This window comes from Acinetobacter sp. WCHAc060042 (genome assembly GCF_003231195.1).
GTDB lineage: Bacteria > Pseudomonadota > Gammaproteobacteria > Pseudomonadales > Moraxellaceae > Acinetobacter.
Genome location: NZ_QKVN01000035.1, coordinates 1 through 26,691 on the forward strand (window position 1 = coordinate 1; position 26,691 = coordinate 26,691).

Consider the following 26,691-nt stretch of genomic DNA (forward strand, 5'->3'; position numbering starts at 1 on the left):
CTTTAGATGGCTTTCTAAACTCTTTACACACAAAATACATGGTTCTTAAATGATTACCCGTTTCACGTCCTATATTTAAATAGCCATCCACATCTTTCAACTCTTGCAATAATTCGTCTTCTATCAGATTCAGCAACTCATAATCTGTAGAAGCAGGCATGCCATTTGAATGCTGACCATCATAGGAGATTTCAATCAGCATCATCCACGGATGTGAGGCTTTTTGATCCCATGTTAAAAGTGTACGATTTAGAGTCGCCAGCAAAGGTAGGCCTTCATTGGTTTCGCCTTCCAAACTAACAAATTCATCGGCATCCGTATTTGAACGGGTAATTTTGTCTAATCTTGAAATTTCACTGCTTTTTAAAATTAAAATGTTTTTGAGCAAGTTAATCGGTAGCAATTCTTTTTCGGCACCTTGCTTAGACTTGACAGAAACATTATCCAATTTGGTGACCGCATCATACTCGCCCAAATAGTTATCTAGGAAAATATAAACAGCTTGTAAGAACTCATCTTTTTCCGCTTCATTATATGCCTCATGCAACACCACTAGATCAATCTCATCGGGATACTCGGCTTGCTGGTTAAAATAAAAAGACAAAGTCTCCTGACTAAACTCATAACCATGCATATTAATCCCAACACGTTCAATATCACTTTCAGGTTTAAGCGCAGTAAACTTCCATCCCTCAATTTCAGGTGCAGCAGCAATCAACTCTTCCACAAAAACAATATTTTGAATGATGCCGTCTGGCGTTAAAATTAATTCTGCCGTCTGCGCACCAAACATGCCGGTCAAAAAAAAGATGCCACTATGGACCTTTTCCAATTCAGGTGCTAACCGATCAAAAAAATTGTGCTCAATGTCGCTATTACTGCCTTCTGCAACAATACGATGGAAGTCCTGTTGATGCTGCTGAAACCATTGCCAAAATGCAGTATATACATTTTCATTCGCAGGCATTTTTTGCTCTTGAGAACCCCATAATTTTTTTAAAAAGCTCATTTTTCTTTTCTCTTTTTTCTATTGATTTCAATATTTTTTGTGTTCTATGGACTGTATCAATATATCGACTTATACAGTCCAATTAAACCTAAAACAGTCTTATTGTTTCGCTTTCATTCTATCTAATTTTTTCAGTACTTCCGCGACTGCCACCATTGCAAAGCTTGAAGTCACCACTACGGCTGAACCATAGCCACCGCAACGTAATCCAGCACTAGGGCAAACCTCAGCACTAGAAAATGGGTTATCAATCGAATACACGCAGGTAATGCCAAACTTTTCTTTAGGTTTTTTACAAATCCCCATTCCACGCAACTGGGTTCGAAGTTTTGCTAACATTGGATCTTGTTCTGTTTTAGACAGATCAGCCACTCGGATTTTCAATGGGTCGAGCTTGCCCCCCGCTCCCCCTGAAACAATCAATGGGATCTTATTAAAACGACAGTGCAACATCAGTGCTAATTTCGCTTTGACGTCATCAATACAATCTAAAATTAAGTCAGGTCGATGTTCTAAAATTTCTTTGACGTTTTCTGGAGTCAAATAGTCATCAATCACATTCACTTTCATTCTTGGATTGATCTGACGGCAACGCTCCGCCATGACTTCGATTTTTTCTTGTCCAAGTGTCGAACTCAGCGCAGGCAATTGACGGTTAATATTCGAAGCCGCAATCGAATCCATATCAACCAGTGTTAATTCGCCGACGCCTGTACGCGCTAAAGCCTCGACTGCCCACGAACCCACACCACCAATCCCGATCACCATCACATGACTTTTTTCATAATATGAAAAGGCCTCGTCTCCATAAATTTTGGCTACACCAGCAAAACGGCGGTCATATTCATCATGTTGCAGATCAGTCATGCGTACATCTATATCGGTAAAATCGTGTTCATTTTACCTGAATACGACCGTGGATTACATGCAGGCTGAGAGATTTCATCACTACAAACAATAAAGCCCTGCTGCTGACAGGGCTTTATTGCATAGAGATTATGCTGCAATTAAATGCCGCAGTACATAATGCAAAATGCCGCCCGCTTTAAAGTATTCGACCTCATTCAAGGTATCAATACGGCACAACACCTTAAATTGGTCTTGGCTGCCATCTTCTCGAAGCACCAGAATATCCAAACTTTGATACGGTTGAATATCATCGGATAATCCATGAATTGAGAGCACTTCACGACCTGTTAAATTTAAGGATTGGCGGGTTTGTCCATCGACAAATTGCAATGGCAATACTCCCATACCAACCAGATTGGAACGGTGAATTCGTTCAAAACTTTCGGCAATCACCGCTTTGACCCCCAGTAAGTTCGTGCCTTTCGCAGCCCAATCACGGGATGACCCAGTGCCATATTCCTTACCCGCAATAATAATTAATGGCGTTTGTTGCTGCTGATAAAGCATAGAAGCATCATAAATCGGCAACTTTTCTCCTGTTGGAATATAGATCGTGTTTCCACCTTCTTCGCCGCCCAACATTTCATTCTTAATGCGGATATTGGCAAAAGTTCCTCGCATCATCACTTCATGGTTGCCACGTCGAGATCCATAAGAGTTGAAATCTTTGGCTTCAACACCTTGTTCTTGTAGATAGCGTCCAGCGGGGCTATCTTTCTTAATATTACCCGCAGGGGAAATATGATCGGTGGTCACTGAGTCTCCAAGCACAGCCAAAATACGTGCTTGTTCAATATTGCGAATCGGTTTCGGCGGCTGACCAATCGCTTCAAAAAATGGCGGATGACGAATATAGGTTGAATTTTCTTGCCAAGCGTAGGTTTGACTTTGAGGAATCTGAATCGCCTGCCATGCTGCATCACCATCAAATACTGCCGCATATTCTTTATGGAACATCGTGGTATTGACGCTCTGTAGCGCCTGATCAATCTCCGCCTGACTCGGCCAAATATCTTTCAAATAGACCGCCTGCCCATCTTTGCCTAGACCAAGCGGTTGCGTCGTTAAATCTGTACGGATATTGCCCGTCAAACCATAAGCCACCACCAAAGGTGGTGAAGCTAACCAGTTGGTTTTCACGAGCGGATGCACACGCCCTTCAAAGTTACGGTTACCTGAAAGTACTGACGCGACATTGAGATCATGGCACTGAATGGCTTCCTCAATGGGTTCAGGCAGTGGTCCAGAGTTACCGATACATGTGGTACAGCCATAGCCAACAAGGTTATAACCCAACTCATCCAAATACGGCGTTAAACCTGCCGCAGCCAAATAATCGGTCACCACTTTAGAACCAGGCGCAAGCGAACTTTTCACCCATGGTTTACGCTGTAGCCCTTTTTCAATGGCTTTCTTAGCAAGGAGTCCCGCAGCTAACATCACACTCGGATTGGAAGTATTGGTACATGAAGTGATCGCTGAAATGACCACATCACCATGGTTCAAGGGATAAGATTTTCCATCAATGGTACAAGATGGCTCCTCATGCGGTAGATTGGCTTTCTTGGCTTCAACAGCTGTGCCACCGCCTTCATTTTCTAAACGCTCTTTGGCTTCTTTGGCTGGCTTGAGATTCAGTTCCATCAAGTCATGAAAAGTTTTAGGTACATCTGATAGCAAAACACGATCTTGTGGACGTTTAGGGCCTGCCAAACTTGCCTGAACTGTACTCATGTCCAAGCTTAATGTATCGGTAAATATTGGCTCATCACCTGTATTGCGCCATAAGCCCTGCGCTTTACTATAGGCTTCAACCAAATCAATTCGATCTTGTTGGCGACCTGTCAGCACCAAGTACGCTAAAGTCACCTCATCAATCGGGAAGAAACCACAGGTTGCACCATATTCAGGAGCCATATTGGCAATCGTGGCACGATCCGCTAAAGGTAAATCAGCCAAACCATCACCATAAAATTCTACAAATTTACCCACTACGCCTTTTTGACGTAACATTTGAGTAATGGTTAAAACCAAATCTGTTGCGGTAATCCCTTCATGCAGTTTCCCTGTGAGTTTGAAACCGATGACTTCAGGAATCAACATGGATACAGGCTGCCCGAGCATCGCCGCTTCAGCTTCAATCCCGCCAACACCCCAGCCCAATACACCTAAGCCATTGATCATGGTGGTGTGTGAGTCTGTTCCCACCAAAGTGTCAGGGAATGCAAAAGTTTGTCCCTCATCTTCGCCTAGCCATACCGCTTGAGCCAGATACTCTAAATTGACTTGGTGGCAAATCCCTGTCCCTGGCGGAACAACACTAAAGTTATTAAATGCAGATTGCCCCCAACGTAAAAATTGATAGCGCTCACCATTACGCTGCATTTCAATTTCGACATTTTCAGCAAAGGCATCTTCATCGGCAAAATGATCCACCATCACCGAATGGTCAATCACCAAATCTACAGGGGATAAAGGGTTAATCAAATTCGGATCACCCCCTGCTTGAGCCATCGCAGCACGCATTGCGGCAAGGTCAACCACGGCGGGAACCCCTGTGAAATCCTGCATCAGCACACGTGCAGGTCGATATTGGATTTCCTGATCTGAGCTTCTATTTTTTTGCCAATCGACTAAGGCTTGAATATGCTCTACTTTTACACTTTTTTGATCTTCAAAACGGAGTAAATTTTCAAGTAAGACCTTTAAAGACTTGGGTAATTGATCAATATTACCCAATGTTTGAGCGGCTTGTGGGAGATTAAAAATTTGATAGGATTTTGTACCTACCGTAAGTGTTTGTAAGGCATTAAAACTATTGATTTTTCTATATCTGGCCATTCGGTTGCCCTCCCAGTATTGGCGAGTTTATTTATTATGATGTTCTTCCTTTAATGTAAGCCTGTTTAGAAAAGAGTGTGTTCCCTTTTGGTTATCTTATTTTTATCGAGATTATTGTCTTATTCTTCTAAAATTTTAAATGCAGAGCAGCCAATGAGTTTTGCCAAAGTTGAGTTGCAAGCGACTGTGTAGATTGACCTAGTGTCTGTGCCAACCCCTCCAACACATAAGGCAAATTGACAGGGGTATTACGGGTTCGATGCTCAGTCGAGGTTTGACAGCACAACGGCGTCATATCAGGGCAATCTGTTTCAATCACCAAATGTTCAGTACCAATCGCCTGTACCACTTGATGCAATTTTTTGGCATTCGGATTAGTAATTTGTCCAGTCACCCCAATTTTAAAACCTAGCTTGATCAGTGCTTTAGCTTCTTCTACACCACCACTAAAAGCATGAGCGATGCCACCTAATTTAAATTTTTGTGCTTTTAAAATGGCAATAGTTTCCGCATGTGCTTTGCGAATATGCAGTAATACAGGCTTTTGATATTGTGTTGCCAATGCCAATTGTTCAATAAAATAATACTGCTGTTTGGCGAAAAGTTCGGGCTGTTTATGTTGTTTTAAAAACGTATCTAAACCAATTTCACCCACCGCCACACAGTCATGTTGTTGCAAGATCTGCTCAAGTCGCTGTAAATGTTCAGTTTGATGTTGTTCGATATAAAACGGATGTAAGCCTGGCGCTAGATAAGAGGACGGAACATTATCCCAGTTTGTTAATTGCTGATGGATCTGAATCAGCGCATCAAATCGCGATTCCAGAAAACCAATCAGTACCAGTGCATCAACCCCTACTCGTTTTGCTTGCTCAGCCAATTGTTGCCGATCAGTATCAAAATCGGCAACATCAAAATGAGTATGGGTATCAAACAGAGGCAAGCTCATGCTTAATTAACTCTTGGCTTCTGAAGCAGCCTGTGCGCTCTGTTTGGCTTTGGGTAAATACTCAGGCTTTAATATTTTCTGGAGCTGATCATACCCAATGGTTAAGCGCGGTAAGCCCACCACATAAGGGCCAATTTCATACTCGCCATATTGCAAAATTAGACCTTCAGTACCCAAGTAATAATTGTTACTCAAGCTAAACTTCCATGCTTGCTCATATTCATCGACATTGGTCGCTAACTTCGTGTCCACAATCCAAGTACGAAAGGCTTCATGTGCGACTTTATTCAACGCTGCTTTTTGATTGGGCAACAATAGATCATCCAAGCTCACGAGCTTCTGCTGTTTTAAATCAAAATTGTAATAATGCTGTGATGATGAACCATGTGCACCACCTAAGTAGCTACTGGTATTCAACACCACCGTCGCCAGAGGGTCTTTGGCATTTAAGATTTTCGGTTTAATCATCAAACTGATTTGATGGTTAGAACTTAGGTCTTTTAGTTCCTGATCTAAAGCAAGAAAGGCGGCCAAATAGGGTTGAACTTGTTTCTCTAATTTCAGTTTCGGCGTGAGGACTTGGCTCACTGTTGTAGGCTCTGAACTGGCAACAGTTGAACTTGCTGCTGTTGCATCATGACTACTATGAACAGGTGAGATATCAATAATCTGTGATAAATCGTCAATGATTTTCTGATCAATAAAAGCATCAATAAATGCCTGATTACTTTGTAAACGATCAATATTTAATTCAGGGCAAGCATTACCATCACATTCAGGCAATTCAAATTGTAATTTTTCAGTATCCCCCACCAGTTTCAATACCGTTTCTGCCTCAGAAGCGGCTGTGGTTTGGGTCGCAGGCGTTTGTGGTTCTTTGTCTTTCGGTTGGCAGGCCGTCAGACCGATTAAGGCTGCAAGTACGCTGATTGTCAATATTGTTTTGCTTTTTAACATAAATAACCTATTAGCTGTTGAAGCCAACTCTTGCTTAGACCAATGCTTTAAAATAACTGGGTGTAGACATCGGCTTTTAATACCTGTTGAGTTTGTGCTTTCGTCAAATAAATATCAAGCTGAGTCCCATCTTTTACAATTTCATGGGTTCGATAATGTAAACCGATGCCCTCTTGGTCAAAGAACCAATCTGCTTGCCCCCAGTATAATTTTGCAGGTGCAACGTTTCTGACTTCTGGTTCTTGCTTCTTCAACCAATCTTGATACGCTTTTTGCACCAGTACATTCATCGCAATTTGCTGTTTAGGATGAATTAAATCTAATAATGCCACCGCCTTTTGACTTTTGCGATCCGCAACAAAGAAATAATACCTTTCCTTAACATTAACATTCTCTTGATTGGTATCCACCCCAATTTGCATCAACACAAACTGATTGCGCTGATACGGTATACGCGTATACATCGCTAAGCTATAGGCTTTGTTTCGGCTAAATTCAGCCTGCCAAGTATCTGACTTTTTTACGTAGGCATTAATGGCTTGTTGTAAACTCATATCTTGTTTCAAGCCAATTTGGTCTTGAATGACCCGAGCCTGACTTTTGGCAATCCATTGGTTTAACCAAGCATCTTCTGTTTTTAAAGTCTGAATGTCTAATTCGATACAGTTCTTAGTCTCACAAAAGGGCTGTGCGATATCCGCTGCTTGTTGTTGAATATTTAAATACGGCAAGACTTCAGCCTGCTCTGTTTTAAACACCGAGCTTTTGGCATCTGTATCTGTTTCAGATTGTTTAGATGAGTCACATGCTGTCAGTAAGACAGTCAAACTCACTAATGTTGTATAAATAGCCTGTTTGTGCAACATGCGCTTTCCATGAATTTCATGATTAAAATAAAGTGTCTTACTTAATAAAACAGCTTCATGAAGAAGCTGTTTTATTTTTTTAAATTCCGATTAGTGTTCGCGAGTATTGCGGAACACGATGTCTGGATAACGCTCTTGCATGAGTTGTAAATTGACACGACTTGGTGCCAAGTAGGTTAAGTGACCACCACCATCAACTGACAACTGGTCATGTGCCTTTTTCTTAAACTCATTGAATTTTTTGTCGTCATCACAAGACACCCAGCGCACCGTATTAATGCTCACAGGCTCGTAGACGCAATCGACTTTGTATTCTTCTTTCAAACGGTATGCCACTACTTCAAACTGAAGCACACCAACAGCACCCACAATCAGATCATTACTATTCTGCGGCATGAAGACCTGTGTTGCACCTTCTTCTGAAAGTTCTTTAAGGCCTTTTTGTAACTGCTTCGACTTCAATGGGTCTTTCAAACGTACACGGCGGAACATTTCAGGAGCAAAGTGTGGAATACCTGTGAATTGCAGTTTTTCACCTGAAGTAAAAGTATCACCAATTTGAATCGTGCCGTGGTTATGTAAACCAATAATGTCACCCGGCCATGCTTCTTCTAGGTGCTGACGATCACCCGCTAAGAAAGTCAAAGCATCACTAATACGTACATCTTTATCTAGACGCACATGCTTCATTTTCAAACCTTTTTCATATTTGCCTGAACAAATACGCATAAAGGCAATACGGTCACGGTGTTTCGGATCCATATTGGCTTGAATTTTAAAGACAAAGCCCGTAAAACCTTCTTCTGTGGCTTCAACCAAACGATTTTCTGTTGGGTGGGCTTTAGGTTCAGGCGCATAATTACTAAATGCATCTAACACATGGTCTACACCAAAGTTACCCAAGGCTGTACCAAATAAAACTGGGGTTTGTTTGCCTTGTAAGAATAACTCTCGGTCAAGTGGCTCATTGGCCATTTGCACCAGTTCTAAAGACTCTTCAAATGCAGCCCAAGCTAGTTCACCGACTTTTTCACGTAAGTCAGCATAGTCATAGCCATCACGAACTTCAATATCGGTAATAGTTGAACCAAAACCAGCTTTATAAACATAGAACTTTTCTTCGATTAGGTTAAATACCCCAGCGAAGTCACGGCCCGTACCAAGTGGCCACGTAATCGGCACACATTTGATTTTGAGAACGTTTTCAATTTCATCCAACAGTTCTAAAGGCTCACGGATTTCACGGTCCATTTTGTTGACGAATGAAATAATTGGGGTGTCACGCATACGACACACTTCCATCAATTTGATGGTACGGTCTTCGACCCCTTTTGCACCGTCAATCACCATTAAAGCCGAATCGACCGCCGTTAAGGTACGATACGTATCTTCTGAGAAGTCTTCGTGCCCTGGTGTATCCAGTAAGTTGATCATTTTGTCTTTAAATGGAAACTGCATTACAGAGGTGGTAATCGAGATCCCACGCTCTTTTTCCATTTCCATCCAGTCCGATGTCGCGGCACGGTCAGATTTACGGCTTTTTACCATCCCCGCAACCTGAATCGCTTGTCCCCATAACAATAGTTTTTCGGTCATGGTGGTTTTACCCGCATCGGGGTGGGAAATAATCGCAAAGGTGCGACGCTGCGCAACTTGCGCGGCTAATTCATTTTTAAACATAAATTAAATCTGCAATTGATACATAGCCTGAATGATCGCCTCGATCAATAAAGGCTATACAGGAAATTCTAAATTGGGCTAATTGTATCCGAATACCGCTTGGGCTTCTATTGTCTTTTATCAAGCCCTGTTAGAAAGCCCCCTAACCGAACTGCAAATGCCAAAACAGCTAATTAAAATAGGTCGAGGATGCATACTCAAACTCTTCCAAGCGCTTCACATCCATAGGCATACCCAAGAGATAGCCTTGTAACTGCTGGCAACCTAAACGGGATAAAATTTCCATTTGCAACGGGCTTTCAACACCTTCTGCTGTTACGACCAACCCCAACCGAATCGCCAAATGGACAATACTTTCTAAGATCATTTCATCTTTAGAACCAACAGAAAGCTCATGAATAAAACCACGATCAATCTTTAACTCATCTACAGGCAAATCTTTCAAATATAAAAAGCTAGAATGACCTGTACCAAAATCATCAATCGCCAAACGAATCCCCATTTCACGTAAGCGCTGAAGCGTACGAATACTGCCCTCAATATGGTGCATAGCCGTGCTTTCTGTAATTTCTATAATTAAATGATTCGGGTTAACTTTGTACTTATCAAAAAGATGTTCTAAATTATTAAATAAATGCTTATGCTCAAACTGTACTGCTGATAAATTCACAGCGATTGGATACAGTTCAACTTTATCTCGCTCCCAAATTTGCAGTTGTTTACAAGCCTGCTCTAAGGCCCAATAGCCCATCTGAATAATCAGCCCAGTCTTTTCTGCCCCTTTAATAAACATATTTGGAGTCAGTAAACCTAAACTTGGATGCTTCCAACGAATCAACGCTTCCACACCACAAATTCGCTGATCTTTAATGGTGAATTTCGGCTGGTAATATAAAACAAACTGTTGCTCTTCGACCGCTTTGTATAAGTCATTAATCAGTTTGGTCTGACTTTTGGCTTCTTGTTGGTCAATACTGTAATTGAAAATAGAAAAAGTATTTCGCCCTTGATACTTTGAAGTCAGCATCGCTGCATCAGCATTAATCAATAAATCCTGTAAATTATTGCCATGTTCAGGATACATGGCTATACCAATACTGGCAGAGACATTGATTTCCTTACCCGCAATCAAAAAGCTCTCTTGAATTAACTCTAAAACTTGTTCCGCCATATCACATGCATGGTCAGGCGTTGCTTGTTCAAGTACCATCAGAAACTCATCGCCACCAATTCTCAACATTTTTTCATTTTTGCCGAGGTGGTGATGAATACGCGTGGTGAGTTGGACCAACAATTGATCCCCGACATGATGTCCAAACACATCGTTTACCGCTTTAAATCGGTCTAAATCAATATATAAGAAGGCAATACTTTCATCACGAAAGCGATGGTCTGTAAATAGAAAATGCGCATATTCAGCCAAATACAGACGATTTGGCAATTTGGTTAAATTATCTTGTACAGCCTGATTTGCTAATTCTCTATTCGCTTGGGATAGCTGTTTATTGCGTTCCTCTAACCGTTGCTCCAAGACCGCCACAACAAAAGCCGCAACCAAAACTAGGCTTGTGATGAAGATCACTACAAATAAAATAATACTTTGCCCAGCCTCTAAGGTCATGACCAAACGATCACTATCCGCTGGATAAAAAGAGACCGCCAGCATGCCTGTATAATGCATGCTCACGATAGTCAAAGCCATCATTCCTGCGACATACCATTGGAATAAGGATTTTTTATTAACCGCATTTTTATATTTAAAAATCAACCAAAAAGTCAAACCAGAGCCACTGATAGCCAGTAGAATGGAGAAAATCGTGAGTAAAGGATCATAGACACTATGATAGCCTTCAATCATTAGCCCCATCATCCCCGTATAGTGCATCCCTGAGATACCAAGTCCCATCAACACAGCACCTAAAACCAGTCGGAGAAAAGGTAAAGTATTACGCGTGGTCAACCAAATTGAAAAAATAGACGCAAGAAATGCGATAAAAAAAGAAAGAATAGTCAGTGCTGGATCAAAATAACTATGTATTGGCAAATCACAAGCCAACATACCCACAAAGTGCATAGCCCAAATGGCACAGCCTAAGAAAAAACCACTGAGTAAAATTAGCCCTGCTTGAAACTTTTTTTGCCATGCACGAAACAATAGACGTTCAGTTGACACTGCAAAAAAACAAGCCAACAATGCCACAATAATTGAACCTAATACCAAACTAAAATCGTAATGCACATGCATCATATAAAGTGTCCGTATTAATTGCTCTTTTTCTTCATTTATATATCCTTTTTATCAAAGGCGAAAAGCATTGTTACCTGATTAAGAATCTTATACAAATAGTTTCAGGTCAAGAAAAAAACGTAAAAATCTTATTAGAATTTATAGATTTATTTTACAGTTCAGATCGGTTAGATTGTAGATAAAACTGACATTTGTGTCTTAAGTCACACTTTAAAATAAAAAGCCAGTTGAAACTGGCTTTTTATTTTATTTGTCCAAAAAAGAACTACTTCACTGTACCTTTTTGCAACTTCGCATAATCTAACAAAACGTTCGCTGACTCTGTGACGAACGCTTCATCTTCTGGTAAAGCTGGTCGTTGATTTGCCTTCATTTTGGCACGTTCCTCAACTAAGGCTTCCATCGCGGCTTGATAGCTTTCCCAGTTTGCATATGGTTTTTGCCCTGCAATCTGACGGCGCTTATTTTCAGCATCCAAAGTTTGCTTTTCAAGTGCAATCAATTCAGCTTTACGTTGATCAATATCTAATACAACACGCTTTTGCTCTTCAGTCTTTTTCGAAATTTCTTTGCGTTGTTCCAAATAGTTAAACTGCGGATCCACTTTAACCCGTGCTTGAGACAACTCACCTAAACGTTTCACATAAGGAATAATACTGCCTTCACGTTTAAATGGTGCTGTCGGAATGGTATCCCACTCCAACGCATTTTTGGCTTTACGCTCACCAAATTCGTCATTATAGATATCCACCAGTTTAACGTCTGGAATCACTCCTTTGTTTTGGGTACTGCCACCCGTGACGCGATAGAACTTGCGCTGCGTCAATGTCGCTTGACCATGTGCCAAATTATCGAGCTGAACTTGAGCCGTTCCTTTACCTGTGGTGGTACTACCAATCACAATCCCACGCTCATAATCCTGAATCGCAGCAGAGTAAATTTCACTGGCAGATGCCGATGCCAAATTCACCACGACTGCCAATGGACCTGCATAGGTTTGCGCACCATTATCATCGTCTTCGAAAACGCTGACATTGCCATTACCATCTCGAATTTGCACTACAGGGCCTGACTTAATCACCTGTCCAAGCATACGAGCCACTTCTTCCAGTGACCCTCCAGGGTTATTACGCAAATCAATAATAATTCCCGATACATTTTTAGCTGCTAAGGATTTTAAAGCATTATTGGTATCTTCAGACACTGAACGATATTCTGTACCCGCACGGCGTGCACGATAGTTCAAATAGAATGATGGAATTTCAATTACGCCAAAGGTGTACTGCTGTCCATCACGAGTTATATTCACGGTACGTGAACGTACACCTGCATCTTCTTCTTGAATCACATCTCGAGTAATGGTCACACTACGTGCTTGGCTCATAGCAGCGCCAGCACCCAATAAACGGATCGTGACTTTAGTACCACGTTTACCACGAATAAGCCCAACAATCTCATTGCTTGGCCAGCCGATAACATCCACCATTTTTTCGCCGTCTTGCGCCACACCAATGATGCGGTCACCAGACTTCACTTGTCCTGACTTACTTGCAGGACCACCTTCTACAATGGTTTCAATCTTGGTGTAGTCTTCATTGCCCCGTTCAGGTCGAATCGACACCCCAATCCCTTCAAGTTGTAACGTGGTTTGACGGTTTAACTCCATCGCATCGACAGGCGGGAAATAGTTACTGTGCGGGTCATAGGTTAAAGTCATTGCATTGAGTGTTTTATCTAACACATCATCACTTTTCACCCGCGAAATACGTTCTAACTGTCGGGTATAACGCTTGGTTAAGGTTTGTACTGGGGTTAAATCTTCAGGACTCGTTAGGTCTTGACCATTGGCCAATTCTGGATTGGCTTTCAGTGCTTTTTGCTTCGCTAACTCTTCTTCTTTACTAATCGTCAAGTTGATCAACTGTGAAACCAGCATTTTGTTCCAATGCTGACGCTGCGCTGCTTCATTGGCAAAATACGGTGCTTTTTCACGATCCGTTTCAATATAAACATCAGCTTGTTTCAAGTTCTGTGGTTTTTTCAGCTCATCCAGCATATAGGTATAAAACTGGGTTAAACGTTCCCGGTATTGTGCATGAATCGCATAGGGGCCGCTTAAATCACCTGCCTTTAAAGCCACACCAAAGGTTGAGCCATATTGACGTTTATAATTTTCTATTTCAGGGGCAAGAAAGAGCGAATGATCTGGATCTAGACTGTCTAAGTAAAAATCAAGAATCCGTGCCGATGTCTTCGCATCTAAACGCTGATTAAGATAATGTTGACGGTCAACCAAGGTCGCCAGTTGACGAGACACCAAAGCCTGTTCCTGCGACGGAACAATAGCTTGTTTGGTTACAGCACTTGGTTCAGTCGCTGCAATGGCTTCATTAATGGCATGAGTGAAAAAGAATCCACCCGTTGCAATTGCAACCGCACAAGCAATGGTTTGAAGTTTCATAAATAATTCTTAGTTCCTTGGTTTTTGACCAAAATTACAATGTCATTTTTCGACATGAATTGAGAATATTCAAAATCTTAAACAACTTAATCTGTTTATGTCGTGTAGTTTTATCATAATCTGTGCTGACAAAATGTAGCAAATCATTGCAAAATTCGGGTATTGTTTTCGACGACCTGTTTCGCTCTCCTTTCAGAGCCAAAACAGTCACTGACCAAAAATCAAATATGGACACCCAATATGATTGGCGCATTGATGCTCGACATCGCAGGCACAGAACTTACTCAAGAAGATATTGCACTATTACAAGCACCGCAAGTCGGTGGCATGATTTTATTTGGACGAAATATTGAATCTCCTGCCCAAGTTCGCGCTCTGACCGACCATATGCGTCGAATCCGCCCTGATATTTTGATTGCAGTCGATCAAGAAGGTGGACGTGTGCAACGCTTAAAACAGGGTTTTAGCCTACTCCCTGCTATGGGCAAGTTTGGCGAGCTATTCTTAAGCGAACCTGAAAAAGCTTTAAACTTGGCAGAACAATCTGGATGGCTGATGGCGACAGAAGTACTCGCAGTTGGCATCGACTTTAGCTTTGCCCCTGTGCTGGATTTAAATGACATCAGTGATGTGATTGGTGACCGTGGCTTTGCCAAAAATATTCAAGAGATCGTGCCACTGGCCAGTGCTTTTCTCAAAGGGATGAAAGCCGCAGGCATGGCGTCGACAGGCAAACATTTCCCTGGTCATGGTTCAGTCAAAGCAGACTCGCATGTCGCAGCAGCCATCGACTCACGCACGTATGATGAAATTTATGCCAAAGATATGCAGACCTTTATCCAACTCATGCCACAGTTGGATGCACTCATGCCTGCACATGTAATTTATGACCAAGTTGATTCCAACCCTGCGGGTTTTTCACCGTATTGGATTCAAACTGTTTTACGCCAACAACTAGGCTTTGATGGTGTCTTATTCTCAGATGATTTAAGCATGCAGGCCGCATGTGTCGCAGGTGGAGCCGATGCACGCATTCAAGCCGCACTCCATGCAGGCTGTGACATGGGGTTAGTGTGTAATGACCGAGCTGCAGCATGTGTAGCTTTGGATGGGATCAGTCAGCTTGCCCTACCAAACCAAGCTCGCTTAGAACGCATGCGTGGTCAGATTCCAAACATCAACGTTCAATCGACGCTACAGCTAGGTGAGAGTTGGGCCAAAGTCCGTGACCAAGTCGAGCTGTTCCGCTTAGGTTAAGCACTTATCCTAGACCATGTCTAACACGATATTTCGGACAAAGGGACATCACAAGATGTCCTTTTTTCATTATGATAAACGCTAAATAAATAAAATGGCTTGCACTGCATTGCCCACACAACAGTACGAAAACAATAAAATCTCAGGTACGGATACCATGACAGACGCCCTATCGGTTCACCGCCACATCTCTTTTACTGCACATTATACGGGTTATATTTGGTATAGCATGGGCATCTCACATCCTGTATTTGCCACCAGCAAAGGGAAGTTTCTGGCCAAACTGGTACATCCACTTGAAAGTTGGGCGGAGAAACATGTCGGTGGCAGCATGCGCACCACCTTAAAGCAGCGTCATCAAATGATAGATGAGCAACTTGGGGCACTGATAAAACAACACCCGAACTTACAAGTTTTAGAAATTGCCAGTGGCCTATCGCCTCGGGGTTGGAGTTTCCGCCAACAGTATCCCGACATTGACTATCGAGAACTTGATTTACCCGATATGGCACAAATCAAAACCCAAGCCTTAAAACAGATTGATCAGACCAGTCCAGCCGTGCTTTCTGCCGACTTGTTTAGCGCGGATTTTGCTCGTGCTTTTGAAGTATTTGATCCAAACCGTCCATTGGTGGTGGTGAGCGAAGGTTTAATCAACTATTTTAATAAAGACATGCTGACTCAATTACTACAAGGCATCGTAGAATATGGGCAACAGTTCGATCAGTTATATTATCTAACTGACCTCTACCCAGAACCTGTAAAAAATAAGCTCGCTAACTTTATCTGGAGCAGTAGCAAACTGTTAAAATGGATGTCACGTAGCGCCTTTGGCTTTCACTTTGTCAGTCCACCTGAAGCTACTCAGTTTTTCAAACAAGCGGGCTTCCATACGGTTGCCGTTCACCAACCAACCTTAACACTTCATATCACTCAGAAGACATATCAACATTTGGATGCACAAGAACACTTAGGCGATTTGGTCTGGATCATTCATAGCAAATGGCAAAAACCGAATTCAGTCTAAGACAGAGGCTAAAATCATCCATAAAAAAAACAGCGCTCTAACGCTGTTTTTTTATTTTAAACAAGAACTAACTTACAGCTTCAAGCAATGCCAGTTCTTGTTTTTGGCGCGCAACGAAACGAAGTAAACGCTCAGCAAGTTCAAAACTGCCATGTTTAAATAAGGCTCTGAGATACGAGCCATCTTCAGCAAAAATTAAACATTCGATCTGAAACTCACCTTCTTCATCACTTAAGTGTAAAGCCAAATCACGTGGATATTCAGCCGCTACAGCAGCCAAGTCTGACCCAAAGCGTAAAAGCACCCCAAAATAGTTTAAGTCCACCACTTCCGTTGAAATGACCAAATCTGAATGGCGATAGCTTAAAAAGGTTTCAGGTTGTTGAATCTGAATTCGCGCTTCGCCCCGACGTTCCATCGTCAGCAGTTGTGCTCGACTAAATGGAATAATGCCCTCTAAATTTTGAATCGACTCATCCTTTAGGAAGGTCGCAAACAAGTGCATGGTTTCTTTACGCCGTTGCAACTGTGGCACATGGTCTGCATTGGCAATCTGTGCATATTCCATATTAGGGCATTGCAAAGCAAAATTGGCATTTTCATGCGGTAAGGTAAAGCTGTCATATTGACCGCAGGCCACCAACACTTTGCACTGCGGAATTGGCACATCCGTTAAACGGAGCAAACGATTACAGTTGATTTCATAGCGCTCTTGCTCAGTTCCAGTAAAGTCAGCCATCTGCCTAAAGAACAAACGTTTGGCGGTAGGTGACATTCGGGTTTTATCCATTTGAGCATGGTTGACCAAATACAAGATCACTGCTTGACCAAACTCATCCATGCGTTGTTCACGCATCAGGTGTAAGGATTCTTCTAGCAACATCCGCCAGCTTTTACGGGTCTTTTGCATCACACCCATCAAAATCATGCGATCTATCAACTCAGGGCGTTGATCCGCTAGGCAGGATGCCACCACCGACCCCAGTGACATGCCCATCACTGACACTTTATCTAAGCCCTCAATATCTAACCAAAGTCCGAGCATTTGTGCGAGATCACGCAGTTCTAAGGTACCCGCAGACAGACTGGTATCAATATTACGAATTTGTTGATTTGCCCCCATCGACGGCAAATCAATCAGAATAATTGGACCTGCATCTAAAAGCTGTTCCACACAATACTTATAAGAGTTAAAATTTTGAAATGCCCCACCAATGATTACAATAGGTGTGCGATGGAATGACTCTGGTCGAGCAATCGCCATATATTCAATTTTCCAGCCCTCAATCCATGTGGTTCGCGCAGGATCTTTAAAACTATTCCGATGGTAAATATCAAAAAAACCTAAACGTAAATTAGATTCATCTAGCTCGGCATCCATTTGAATAATAGAATTCATGTTCCTTCCCTCTTACTCTTGCCTATACTTTTTGTTTTGCAAGAAATTCACTGGCACCTTGACCATGATCAGTAAGGTTTCAATGTTGTAATAATTATACGAGGACTTCATGTCCTAAAATTCATTCTATACAGAGCACTCTTTTACGCGCAACAGGTTGTGCAACCGCTCATCATGTTTTAGATAAAAAACAATTTCAAAATATGTATAGGTTCCCTTATCTGCTGGATTTTTCATGTAGAGACTATGCGGTCGGGTATTAGACTGTTACTATCTTTAGTGAAATTTCTAAGTGATCAAACCGCTATGCAAGAGTCGATTGAACAATACATGCACACGGTAGGACAGCAAGCACGTCAAGCTTCTCGTATTTTGGCGCGCGCCTCTACCGAAACTAAAAACAATGCTTTGTCAGCTATTTATACTGCTTTAGTCAACAGTGAGCCCGCAATTTTAACGGCAAACCAAGCAGACATGAATAAAGCCCACAGCAACAACTTAGACAGTGCCTTACTTGATCGCTTAGAACTTACCCCCGCACGCTTCAAAGGCATGTTACAAGGTCTCAAAGATGTCATTAGCCTGAAAGACCCAGTCGGTGAAATCACTGATATGGCCTATCGCCCTTCTGGAATTCAGCTCGGTAAAATGCGCGTTCCTTTAGGCGTGGTCGGCATGATTTATGAATCTCGCCCTAACGTGACTCTAGAAGCAGCTTCATTGGCACTGAAGTCTGGCAATGCCATTATTTTACGTGGTGGCTCTGAAGCACTTGAGTCCAACAAAGCAATAGCTGAAGCTGTTCAACGCGGTTTAAAACTGGCAGGTTTACCTGAACATGCGGTTCAAGTCATTAACACCGCAGACCGCGCAGCTGTGGGTCAACTGATTACACTCACTGAATTTGTTGATGTGATTGTTCCACGTGGAGGCAAAAGCCTGATTGAACGTATCAGCAATGAAGCCCGTGTCCCTGTGATTAAGCACTTGGATGGGAACTGTCACGTTTATGTTGAAGCGCAAGCTGACCTACAAAAAGCCCTCCCGATTGCACTCAATGCAAAAACTCACCGTTACGGTGTATGTAATGCAATGGAAACTTTGTTGGTCGATGAAAAAGTCGCGGATGAGTTTTTACCCCGTGTCGCTGAGCTCTATACAGAAAAACAAGTGGAATTACGTGGCTGTGCTGAAACACAACGAATTTTAGGTTCAGACGTCAAAACAGCGACAGAAGAAGATTGGTACACCGAATATCTTGGTCCAATCTTGGCCGTGAAAGTGGTATCGGGTATGGAAGAAGCGATTGAGCATATCAATAAATATGGCTCACATCATACCGATTCAATCATTACCGAAAACTACTCTCTAGCTCGTGAGTTCTTGGCCGCTGTTGATTCAAGCTCTGTCATGATCAATGCCTCGACCCGTTTTGCCGATGGTTTTGAATATGGCTTAGGTGCTGAAATTGGCATTTCAACTGATAAAATCCATGCACGTGGACCTGTTGGATTAGAAGGCCTGACTTCACAAAAATGGATTGTATTTGGTGATGGTCAAATTCGCCAATAGTCACTCCGACTGATATTTAGGCAAAATGTTCAGCCCTCCTCGAAGGGCTGAACTTTTTTTTATATCTGAATAATTCCCTAAAATATAGAACTCAAAAGCACCATCTATATCAGAAGTGCCTCTCGTTCTTTGTCGTTGACTAGAGCTTTGGAACTGAGGAGAACCATGGTTGAGATATGACATGGTCTAACTAAAGTGATGTCATGACTTTTTATGATTGCACTCATTGTATTGAAGTTGTGCTGATCTTCGATGCAATATCAAAAACAAACAGGAATGCCACAAACTATTTAACTGCTTTGGGTATACAGCATGCTATTTTTGAAAGGCTGAACGTGAATAATATTTCGGCATCATTTCATGAATAAATGAAAATTATGAACCGATAAATTTTAATTATTATTCATCAGACGGTCGATAGTGCTTAAGTCTAATCACCTAAAGTCTATCTAGGACTAAAAATATACACATGATACAACATAAAAAATGATCAAGATTGCATAAGAACGTACTGCATGAAGATCAGTTCTAGGACGGATAATTCAATTAGAATCGGGTATTAAAACGTGTCTACATCAGTATTAGTAATTAACTGCGGATCTTCATCAATCAAATATGCACTCGTTTCTGAACGTCGTGAAGATCGTATTTTTGGTTTAGCTGAGAACTTAGGTTCTGCTGAAGCTCGTATCAAAGGCATTACAGCGGGTGGTCAACCCCTTGAATTGTCGATTCCACACGCCGATCATGAAAAAGCATTGGAAACGATCTTAGAACGTCTTTCACACTATAACCCTCAAGCCATTGGTCACCGCGTCGTACATGGTGGTACATTGACCAAAGCTGAGCTTTTAACAGAAGAAATTGTAGAACGCATTCGTGCAGCGACACCACTTGCACCACTCCACAACCCAGCTCACTTGGTTGGGATTGACGCAACTATGCGTTTATTTCCAGAGCTACCTCAAGTGGCTGTGTTTGACACGGCTTTCCATCAAACCATGCCTGCTCATGCATACCGCTATGCTGTACCGAAGTTCTTATATACTGAGCACAATGTACGTCGCTATGGTTTCCACGGTACGAGCCATGCTTATGTGTCTGAACGCGGTTCAGAACTGGCAGGTAGCTTTAAACAAGGGGGCTGGTTAACAGCACACTTGGGTAATGGTAGTTCTACTTGTGCAATTTGGAATGGGCAAAGTGTTGATACCTCAATGGGCTTAACGCCACTTGAAGGTGTCGTGATGGGCACCCGCAGCGGTGATGTCGATCCAAGCTTACATAGTTTCCTTGCCAACAACTTAGGTTGGGATATTTATAAAATTGATAAAATGCTGAATAGCCAATCAGGCTTACTCGGTTTGTCTGATCTTTCAAATGACATGCGTACGTTGATTGAAGCCTCTGAACAAGGTGATGAAGATGCAACTTTAGCCATTGAAGTGTTCTGTTATCGCCTTGCAAAATCGTTAGCTGCACTGAGCTGTGGTTTACCACGACTGGATGGCCTATTCTTCACTGGCGGTATTGGTGAAAACTCTGCATATATTCGCGAAAAAACGATTGCTTACCTCCCACACTTTGGTTTCAACTTTAGCAAAGAAGCCAATGACAATCTAAAGCGTGGTACTGAAGGTCGTATTGATGCAGGCACAGGTCCACAGATCTGGGTTGTACCAACCGATGAAGAAGGACGTATTGCGAAAGAGACTGAGCATGTTGTAGCCAATGAGGTGATTCAAACTGCTGCAAAAAAGTCTGAAGACAATGTAGCGATCGCTTAAGCGGTCGTTACATTCGTTCAAGTCTGTTTTAATTTCTTGTATGACGAATAAATATATGAAAACAATTTTACTTGTGCCGACTGGGGAAGGTGTAGGCTTAACATCAGCCTGCCTAGGTTTGGTTTATGCACTGGAATGCCAAGGTGTTAAAGCTGGCTTTTTAAAACCATTCTCTCAAGAACTCACGGCGGGCGCAGACCGTACAACGGCGCTCTATCACCATGTGTCTAAAAACGAAACTGTTGAACCCATTAATTATCACACTATTTTGCAACAACTTAGCGCAGGTGAAAATGATGAGTTACTTGAAGATGCAGTTCGCCTACACCGCACCATTGCACGTAAGCATGACCTGATTATCGTTGAAGGTTTAGTCCCAAACAACCGTGATTCTTTTGCGTCTGAACTAAACGCGCAACTTGCCCAAGCGCTCGATGCTAAAGTGATCATCGTCAGCAATGCAGACATTAATAAACCAAGTGCGACGGCTGAGAAAGTTGATAGTCAACTCCGTTATTTTGGTGGTGCAAGTTCAGAGCGAACCGCAGGTGTGTTATTAATGCGTACCAAGGGTTTACCTGATGACTCGGCACATATTCCTGTGACGATTGACCCAAGTCTCCGTTTAGTTAGCGATACCAATAAGTTCATTATTGAACTCCAAAAGACCCATCCAAAACTCGGTTCAGACAAACTGCCAGTAATTGGTTTAGTTCCGTTTAGTAATACGCTTAGCGTACCGCGTATGTCGGACTTAGCTACGCATATTCAGGCAGAATGGATCAATCAAGGCGATGCAACACAACGTCGTGTATTACATAGCAGTTTAATTGCATCGAATATTGAGCACGAACTTCATAAGTTTGTCGCAGGTGAGCTCATCATTAGTGCATCAGATCGTATTGATGTACTATTAGCTTCAAGCTTAGCCAGCAGTAACGGTATACCATTGGCAGGGCTCGTACTGACCGAGCACCATACACCAAACGAGCAAGTGCTCGCGTTCTGCCAAACAGCGATTAAACAAGGCTTGCCGATTTTACATACATCACTCAGCACGTTTGACACCGCGCAGAGTTTAGCCAATCTCAGCAACGAAATTCCGGTCGATGATACTGAGCGTGCAGAACAAGTTACCCGTTTTGTATCAAGCCATATCAATGAGGCATGGCTCACTGAGATGTTGAACGGATCGTACCAACCACGCCTTTCCCCTTCAGCTTTCCGCCATGAATTGGTTCAAAAATCAATTGCTGCGAAGAAACGTATTGTTCTACCCGAAGGTGATGAACCACGTACAGTTCAAGCTGCTGCCATTTGCCAATCTCGTGGTATTGCCCACTGTATCTTATTGGCGAAACCTGAAGCCGTGGTTGAAGTGGCGAAAGCACGTGGTATTGAACTTCCACATGACTTAGAAATTATTGACCCAGATCTGATTCGTGAAAACTATGTTGAAAAAATGGTGGACCTACGAAACGGCAAACTGAATGAGCTACAAGCACGCGAACAACTGCAAGACACGGTCGTTCTCGGTACCATGATGCTAGCACTCAATCAAGTTGACGGCTTAGTTTCAGGTGCAATACACACCACTGCAAATACCGTACGTCCAGCATTTCAGCTCATTAAAACCGCGCCTGAGTATTCATTGGTCTCTTCCGTGTTCTTTATGCTGTTACCTGATGAAGTCTATGTCTATGGTGACTGTGCCATTAACCCAGATCCAAACGCAGAACAACTCGCTGAAATTGCGATTCAATCGGCTGACTCAGCAAAAGCTTTCGGTTTAGACCCACGTATTGCAATGATCTCATACTCAACGGGTACCTCTGGTGCTGGTGCTGAAGTAGAGAAAGTCGCTGAGGCAACACGTATAGCGAAAGAACGTCGTCCTGATCTGTTGATTGATGGGCCGCTTCAGTACGATGCAGCATCGGTTGAAAGTGTCGGACGCTCGAAAGCACCTGATTCTAAAGTTGCAGGTCGTGCAAATGTATTTATTTTCCCTGACTTAAACACAGGAAATACAACCTATAAAGCTGTACAACGCTCTGCAAATGTTGTGAGTGTGGGCCCAATGTTGCAAGGTTTGAATAAACCAGTAAATGATTTGTCTCGTGGCGCTTTGGTGGATGACATCGTGTTTACGATTGCACTCACTGCAATTCAAGCGGAACAGCAAGCAACCGCTTAAATCGAGTTGATGTGATCCAAACCATCCAGCTAAACAGTTGGGTGGTTTTTTATTTTATAGCGCTCAACGATATGACCGAAGCTCAACTACAGCATATTTACGCATAGCCAGACTATAGACAAAAGATTAAGGCTTTACTTTTCAAATACTTAAACAATATACTCAAGCCATATAATTAAATTCTAAATCATTGGTCTCATAATGAATAAAAAATGGCTTCCAATTCTACTGACAGCAACACTTTCTCTGACAGCATGCAGTGAGTCTAATCAACAGCAACAAATATCATCAGACTCAACACCAACACATAAAAACTTAAGTACAGCCAATCCAACGGATATTAAAACTGATCTTGATGCCTTGGATCAGATTGCGAATAAAAACTCTCAAGCCATTTTGAGCGCACAAGACGCACTTAAAGCAGCTCGTCAAAATAAACAAGTCGATGCCCTACCTGCTCTACTTGAGCAACTGAAAACCCACTCACTTGAGTTTAACGCTGCACTAGATGCAACACACTTCAAAAGCCATGAGGTTGCTGCGCTCAGTGAAAAATTTAAGCAAGTCCATCTTCTGGGAGTTGAGCTCGCACAAGAAAATACTAAAAATCCACCACAGATGGATCGCATCACTGGATTAGAAGCGCAAATCAGCGTGATACAACAAAGTTCTGTCAGTGAAATGAGAGCCTTACAACACATGATTTACCCTCAACTGAATTCAGGGGCATTAAACAACACGCGACAACAGGTAAAATCAGACCCTGAGCTCAATGTTACGGCTCATACTCCACCCCATAGCGCCTCACATCTGAGTCAAGATAATGCCGCAGACATCAAACATGACCTCATTGCACTTAGAGCCGTATCTCATACAGCCAAACAAAAGGCGCAAGATTCTTTTACGGACATGAAACATGCGATAGACAGCGGTAATAGGAATGCGCTTATGAAGGCTGTTAAACAAACCACTACACGAATTCATGAACTGAATCAAAAATACGATACTGTGACACTCAAAAGCGCTGAAGTCACAGCCGCTCGTGAAAAGTTGAAAGAAGAAAATAATCTTCAAATTGAAATGGGTAATATCATCCTATCGGACTCACCAGATCGACAGAGGTTTGCTGAGTTGAGTAATAAACATGACAATTCTCAAAAAATGGTTGAGATTGAGATGGAAGCGCTTCGGATTAAAGCTAATACAGCATCATGATGAATGCATGTGTATTTGGTGAATGCTATTTTTAGTCGAAAAACGCCCTAATAGCTTTTGATAACTAGATGCTCCAATATAGCCCGCGACCATATCCATGACCCTATCTACCTTTTAAGTAGTGTACCGACTTGCCTCTTGGATAAAATTCAAAAATGACATTAATCGAAAAAGTCGTCCCAGTTATATTTCGAAATATCAATCAAAAAACAGAAATATTAGTGTTTAAGCATCCAATTGCGGGTATTCAAATCGTAAAAGGTACAGTTGAAGTGAATGAAGAGTTGGAAACAGCGGCTCTGCGGGAGCTTTACGAAGAGTCTGGTATTTTATCTGCACATATTCACTCATATTTAGGTTTACATCATCCATCTGAGCAAGGCCCGAACTGGCATGTATTTATCTGCCATAGCACAGAAGCTTTAAAAGAGCATTGGACACATTTTTGCAATGATGACGGTGGATTAGAATTTAATTTCTTTTGGCACCCTCTGTTTGAGTCACCAAGCGCTGAATGGCATCCATTATTCCAAGAGTTACTAACGTTTATTAAATCAAAAATTGAACCCTAATTTGGAAAAGATTTTATATTCGTTAGAACTAAAATAATGTGTATTAACAAAGACTTTATGTCTATTTTTTAACGGTAGTCACTATTTTGTTTAATTTACTGACGGTCTTCGATCAACATATACACCATATCAATCTCTGGACATGGATAGCCCATTGAAGTTAAAGCTGCTGTGACTTGCCCCCGATGATGCGTTGCATGGTTAAACACATGCAATAATGTAGCAGCATAGGGCAGGCTCATTTCTTGTCCAGCCGATGTTTTGTAGTGTAAATCATGTCCAAATTTTTCCACATCAACATGTTTTAAAAAATCTATCCAATGGTGAGCCCTGCTTTCTAACTCAAACATGAGTTTATCTTTATCCCTCTCTACGATGGTATTTAACTTCAGTAGAGGCGATGGTTTCGATGAAAACCGAGGAAACCATAGATAATGCTCCCCCACAAGCAAATGATTCAACGTTCCAGAAATAGTTTTGAAGAACAGTCCGCATTCAGCATTAAAATCTTCATCAGAAACATTTTTTAAAGCTTGGTTTAATTTTTGAGTAGACCATACGTTGTAACGAGCGAATAATTCAAACGTTTTTAAATCCATTTATAAAGCCATACATGAAGTTCTCTAAAATGAGCATAATACACAGGATGAAAAACACCTAAGCCTTTCATTTATAGTGCAGAATATCTTTTAATTTTCTCGTACACTCCCAGCTTCACTTCAACATTTGACTCAACCTCAACTTGGGTGGCTTGATAAAGAAAATTGCATTACCACATAAAATCAAAATCACCCCAATCACCGCATTTATATGCCATTGATACCCTTCCCAAAGGGTCGAAATCACCAAAGCCACCAACGGAAATAACAAGGTACTATAAGCTGCCTTGCCTGCCCCAATCCTTCCGACCAAATAGAAATAAGCAGTAAAGCCAATCACTGAACCAAAAACAGCCAAATACAATAAAGCACTCACTGCACTAAATTCCATAGCGGGGAAAAACTCGTCGTGTTTAAATCCAGCAATCAATGCCATCAGAAGTGAACCATATAGCATGCCATAAGCATTGGTGGTGAAAATATCCAGACCGTGTTTTTGATGACGCGCACTGATCATATTGCCCAGTGAAAAACCATAAGTGCCCAACACACAAAGACCAATCCCTATCAGCGTATGGTTGTTTAAGGTACTTCCCACCACATCATGCCAAAACAAGGCAATAATCCCCAATCCACCCAGTAAAGCCGCAGGGTAAAAACGTGTAGAAACCTGTTGTCCAAAGAATAGTTTGGCATTGAGGGTATTAAAAATGACCGCCATCGAAAAAATAACGGCCTCCAAACCGCTACTAATATATTGCACCGCATAGTAGAAACAGACAAAGTTAAAACCAAAAATACAGCACGCTTGTAACATACAAAACAGATGATCTTTTACAGCCAATTTTTGCAGTTTTCGGCACAACACAACAAAAGCAAAGAGCACCAGAGCTGAAATAAAGAAACGCCAAAACACTGCCACATTGGTCGATATTCCACTTTGTTGTTGCAGACTTATCGCAATCCATGTTGTTCCCCAAATCACGACCACCAAAGCATATAACAGCGCATTCATACTCTTTCAATCCAACTCAAACCACTCACGCTATTGTGCTTGGTTTAGCTGTCCGATTACTTGCACCTTCTTGTGGTCACTATCATGAACTTGTGGTTTTTTTACTGGTTTTCGGATATAGATGACAAAAT

The 26,691-nt window shown here is 42.0% G+C and carries 19 protein-coding genes; 7 read left to right on the top strand and 12 right to left on the bottom strand.

What is annotated here, in order from left to right; all coding sequences use genetic code 11:
* The 9 genes from DPG01_RS14155 to DPG01_RS14195 form a co-directional block, all read right to left on the bottom strand.
* Positions 1-1,009: DUF695 domain-containing protein (locus tag DPG01_RS14155; protein ID WP_110975529.1), on the bottom strand; the 1,009-nt coding region annotated here is incomplete at its 3' end.
* A 99-nt stretch (positions 1,010-1,108) separates the two neighbouring features.
* Positions 1,109-1,876, bottom strand: a complete 768-nt coding sequence (locus DPG01_RS14160; RefSeq protein WP_110975530.1) for a ThiF family adenylyltransferase — start codon at positions 1,874-1,876, stop codon at positions 1,109-1,111.
* A gap of 129 nt (positions 1,877-2,005) precedes the next feature.
* Complete coding sequence (acnA, locus tag DPG01_RS14165; protein WP_110975531.1) at positions 2,006-4,759, bottom strand: aconitate hydratase AcnA; 2,754 nt, start codon at positions 4,757-4,759, stop codon at positions 2,006-2,008.
* 127 nt (positions 4,760-4,886) lie between these two features.
* The gene (locus DPG01_RS14170; RefSeq protein WP_162622346.1) at positions 4,887-5,702 is read right to left on the bottom strand and encodes a TatD family hydrolase; all 816 of its coding nucleotides are present in this window, start codon (positions 5,700-5,702) and stop codon (positions 4,887-4,889) included.
* A 12-nt stretch (positions 5,703-5,714) separates the two neighbouring features.
* Positions 5,715-6,665 carry an RsiV family protein gene (locus tag DPG01_RS14175; protein ID WP_110975533.1) on the bottom strand — a complete coding sequence of 317 codons (951 nt, stop codon included), beginning with the start codon at positions 6,663-6,665 and terminating at the stop codon, positions 5,715-5,717.
* Positions 6,666-6,712: 47 nt separating this feature from the next.
* Positions 6,713-7,531 carry a hypothetical protein gene (locus DPG01_RS14180; RefSeq protein ID WP_110975534.1) on the bottom strand — a complete coding sequence of 273 codons (819 nt, stop codon included), beginning with the start codon at positions 7,529-7,531 and terminating at the stop codon, positions 6,713-6,715.
* A gap of 90 nt (positions 7,532-7,621) precedes the next feature.
* A complete protein-coding gene (locus tag DPG01_RS14185; protein WP_086209921.1) occupies positions 7,622-9,211 on the bottom strand; it encodes a peptide chain release factor 3 in 1,590 nt (529 codons plus the stop codon).
* Positions 9,212-9,380: 169 nt separating this feature from the next.
* Positions 9,381-11,459, bottom strand: coding sequence for an EAL domain-containing protein (locus tag DPG01_RS14190; RefSeq protein WP_110975535.1), 2,079 nt, complete (start codon positions 11,457-11,459; stop codon positions 9,381-9,383).
* A gap of 265 nt (positions 11,460-11,724) precedes the next feature.
* Entirely contained in the window at positions 11,725-13,920 is a 2,196-nt protein-coding gene (locus tag DPG01_RS14195) for a carboxy terminal-processing peptidase (RefSeq protein WP_110975536.1), read from the bottom strand.
* 240 nt (positions 13,921-14,160) lie between these two features.
* Here DPG01_RS14195 and nagZ point away from each other — a divergent pair, with 240 nt between their 5' ends.
* Entirely contained in the window at positions 14,161-15,177 is a 1,017-nt protein-coding gene (gene nagZ / locus DPG01_RS14200) for a beta-N-acetylhexosaminidase (protein WP_110975537.1), read from the top strand.
* A 157-nt stretch (positions 15,178-15,334) separates the two neighbouring features.
* On the top strand, positions 15,335-16,204 hold the full coding sequence (locus tag DPG01_RS14205) for a class I SAM-dependent methyltransferase (protein WP_110975547.1): 870 nt from the start codon (positions 15,335-15,337) through the stop codon (positions 16,202-16,204).
* 67 nt (positions 16,205-16,271) lie between these two features.
* Here DPG01_RS14205 and DPG01_RS14210 read toward each other — a convergent pair whose 3' ends face one another.
* The gene (locus DPG01_RS14210) at positions 16,272-17,603 is read right to left on the bottom strand and encodes an alpha/beta fold hydrolase (protein ID WP_110975538.1); all 1,332 of its coding nucleotides are present in this window, start codon (positions 17,601-17,603) and stop codon (positions 16,272-16,274) included.
* Positions 17,604-17,909: 306 nt separating this feature from the next.
* Here DPG01_RS14210 and DPG01_RS14215 point away from each other — a divergent pair, with 306 nt between their 5' ends.
* The 5 genes from DPG01_RS14215 (at position 17,910) to DPG01_RS14235 (ending at position 24,946) form a co-directional block, all read left to right on the top strand.
* Positions 17,910-19,175, top strand: a complete 1,266-nt coding sequence (locus DPG01_RS14215) for a glutamate-5-semialdehyde dehydrogenase (protein ID WP_086209926.1) — start codon at positions 17,910-17,912, stop codon at positions 19,173-19,175.
* 566 nt (positions 19,176-19,741) lie between these two features.
* Positions 19,742-20,962, top strand: a complete 1,221-nt coding sequence (locus DPG01_RS14220; RefSeq protein WP_086209927.1) for an acetate/propionate family kinase — start codon at positions 19,742-19,744, stop codon at positions 20,960-20,962.
* A 55-nt stretch (positions 20,963-21,017) separates the two neighbouring features.
* On the top strand, positions 21,018-23,159 hold the full coding sequence (gene pta / locus DPG01_RS14225; RefSeq protein ID WP_110975539.1) for a phosphate acetyltransferase: 2,142 nt from the start codon (positions 21,018-21,020) through the stop codon (positions 23,157-23,159).
* A gap of 201 nt (positions 23,160-23,360) precedes the next feature.
* Positions 23,361-24,374, top strand: a complete 1,014-nt coding sequence (locus DPG01_RS14230) for a hypothetical protein (protein ID WP_110975540.1) — start codon at positions 23,361-23,363, stop codon at positions 24,372-24,374.
* 155 nt (positions 24,375-24,529) lie between these two features.
* Positions 24,530-24,946, top strand: coding sequence for an NUDIX hydrolase (locus tag DPG01_RS14235; protein WP_086209930.1), 417 nt, complete (start codon positions 24,530-24,532; stop codon positions 24,944-24,946).
* Positions 24,947-25,041: 95 nt separating this feature from the next.
* On the opposite strand, the gene DPG01_RS14240 is transcribed toward DPG01_RS14235, so the two are convergent.
* The gene (locus DPG01_RS14240) at positions 25,042-25,545 is read right to left on the bottom strand and encodes a DinB family protein (RefSeq protein WP_110975541.1); all 504 of its coding nucleotides are present in this window, start codon (positions 25,543-25,545) and stop codon (positions 25,042-25,044) included.
* A gap of 115 nt (positions 25,546-25,660) precedes the next feature.
* Positions 25,661-26,560, bottom strand: coding sequence for a DMT family transporter (locus DPG01_RS14245; RefSeq protein WP_110975542.1), 900 nt, complete (start codon positions 26,558-26,560; stop codon positions 25,661-25,663).
* Positions 26,561-26,691 lie beyond the last annotated feature (131 nt).

Bases quoted from the DNA above. Each gene is read 5' to 3' on its own strand.
- DPG01_RS14160 (WP_110975530.1), bottom strand. From the start codon at position 1,876: ATGACTGATCTGCAACATGATGAATATGACCGCCGTTTTGCTGGTGTA.
- acnA (WP_110975531.1), bottom strand. From the start codon at position 4,759: ATGGCCAGATATAGAAAAATCAATAGTTTTAATGCCTTACAAACACTT.
- DPG01_RS14175 (WP_110975533.1), bottom strand. From the start codon at position 6,665: ATGTTAAAAAGCAAAACAATATTGACAATCAGCGTACTTGCAGCCTTA.
- DPG01_RS14180 (WP_110975534.1), bottom strand. From the start codon at position 7,531: ATGTTGCACAAACAGGCTATTTATACAACATTAGTGAGTTTGACTGTC.
- DPG01_RS14185 (WP_086209921.1), bottom strand. From the start codon at position 9,211: ATGTTTAAAAATGAATTAGCCGCGCAAGTTGCGCAGCGTCGCACCTTT.
- DPG01_RS14190 (WP_110975535.1), bottom strand. From the start codon at position 11,459: ATGATGCATGTGCATTACGATTTTAGTTTGGTATTAGGTTCAATTATT.
- DPG01_RS14195 (WP_110975536.1), bottom strand. From the start codon at position 13,920: ATGAAACTTCAAACCATTGCTTGTGCGGTTGCAATTGCAACGGGTGGA.
- nagZ (WP_110975537.1), top strand. From the start codon at position 14,161: ATGATTGGCGCATTGATGCTCGACATCGCAGGCACAGAACTTACTCAA.
- DPG01_RS14205 (WP_110975547.1), top strand. From the start codon at position 15,335: ATGACAGACGCCCTATCGGTTCACCGCCACATCTCTTTTACTGCACAT.
- DPG01_RS14210 (WP_110975538.1), bottom strand. From the start codon at position 17,603: ATGAATTCTATTATTCAAATGGATGCCGAGCTAGATGAATCTAATTTA.
- DPG01_RS14215 (WP_086209926.1), top strand. From the start codon at position 17,910: ATGCAAGAGTCGATTGAACAATACATGCACACGGTAGGACAGCAAGCA.
- pta (WP_110975539.1), top strand. From the start codon at position 21,018: ATGAAAACAATTTTACTTGTGCCGACTGGGGAAGGTGTAGGCTTAACA.
- DPG01_RS14230 (WP_110975540.1), top strand. From the start codon at position 23,361: ATGAATAAAAAATGGCTTCCAATTCTACTGACAGCAACACTTTCTCTG.
- DPG01_RS14235 (WP_086209930.1), top strand. From the start codon at position 24,530: ATGACATTAATCGAAAAAGTCGTCCCAGTTATATTTCGAAATATCAAT.
- DPG01_RS14240 (WP_110975541.1), bottom strand. From the start codon at position 25,545: ATGGATTTAAAAACGTTTGAATTATTCGCTCGTTACAACGTATGGTCT.
- DPG01_RS14245 (WP_110975542.1), bottom strand. From the start codon at position 26,560: ATGAATGCGCTGTTATATGCTTTGGTGGTCGTGATTTGGGGAACAACA.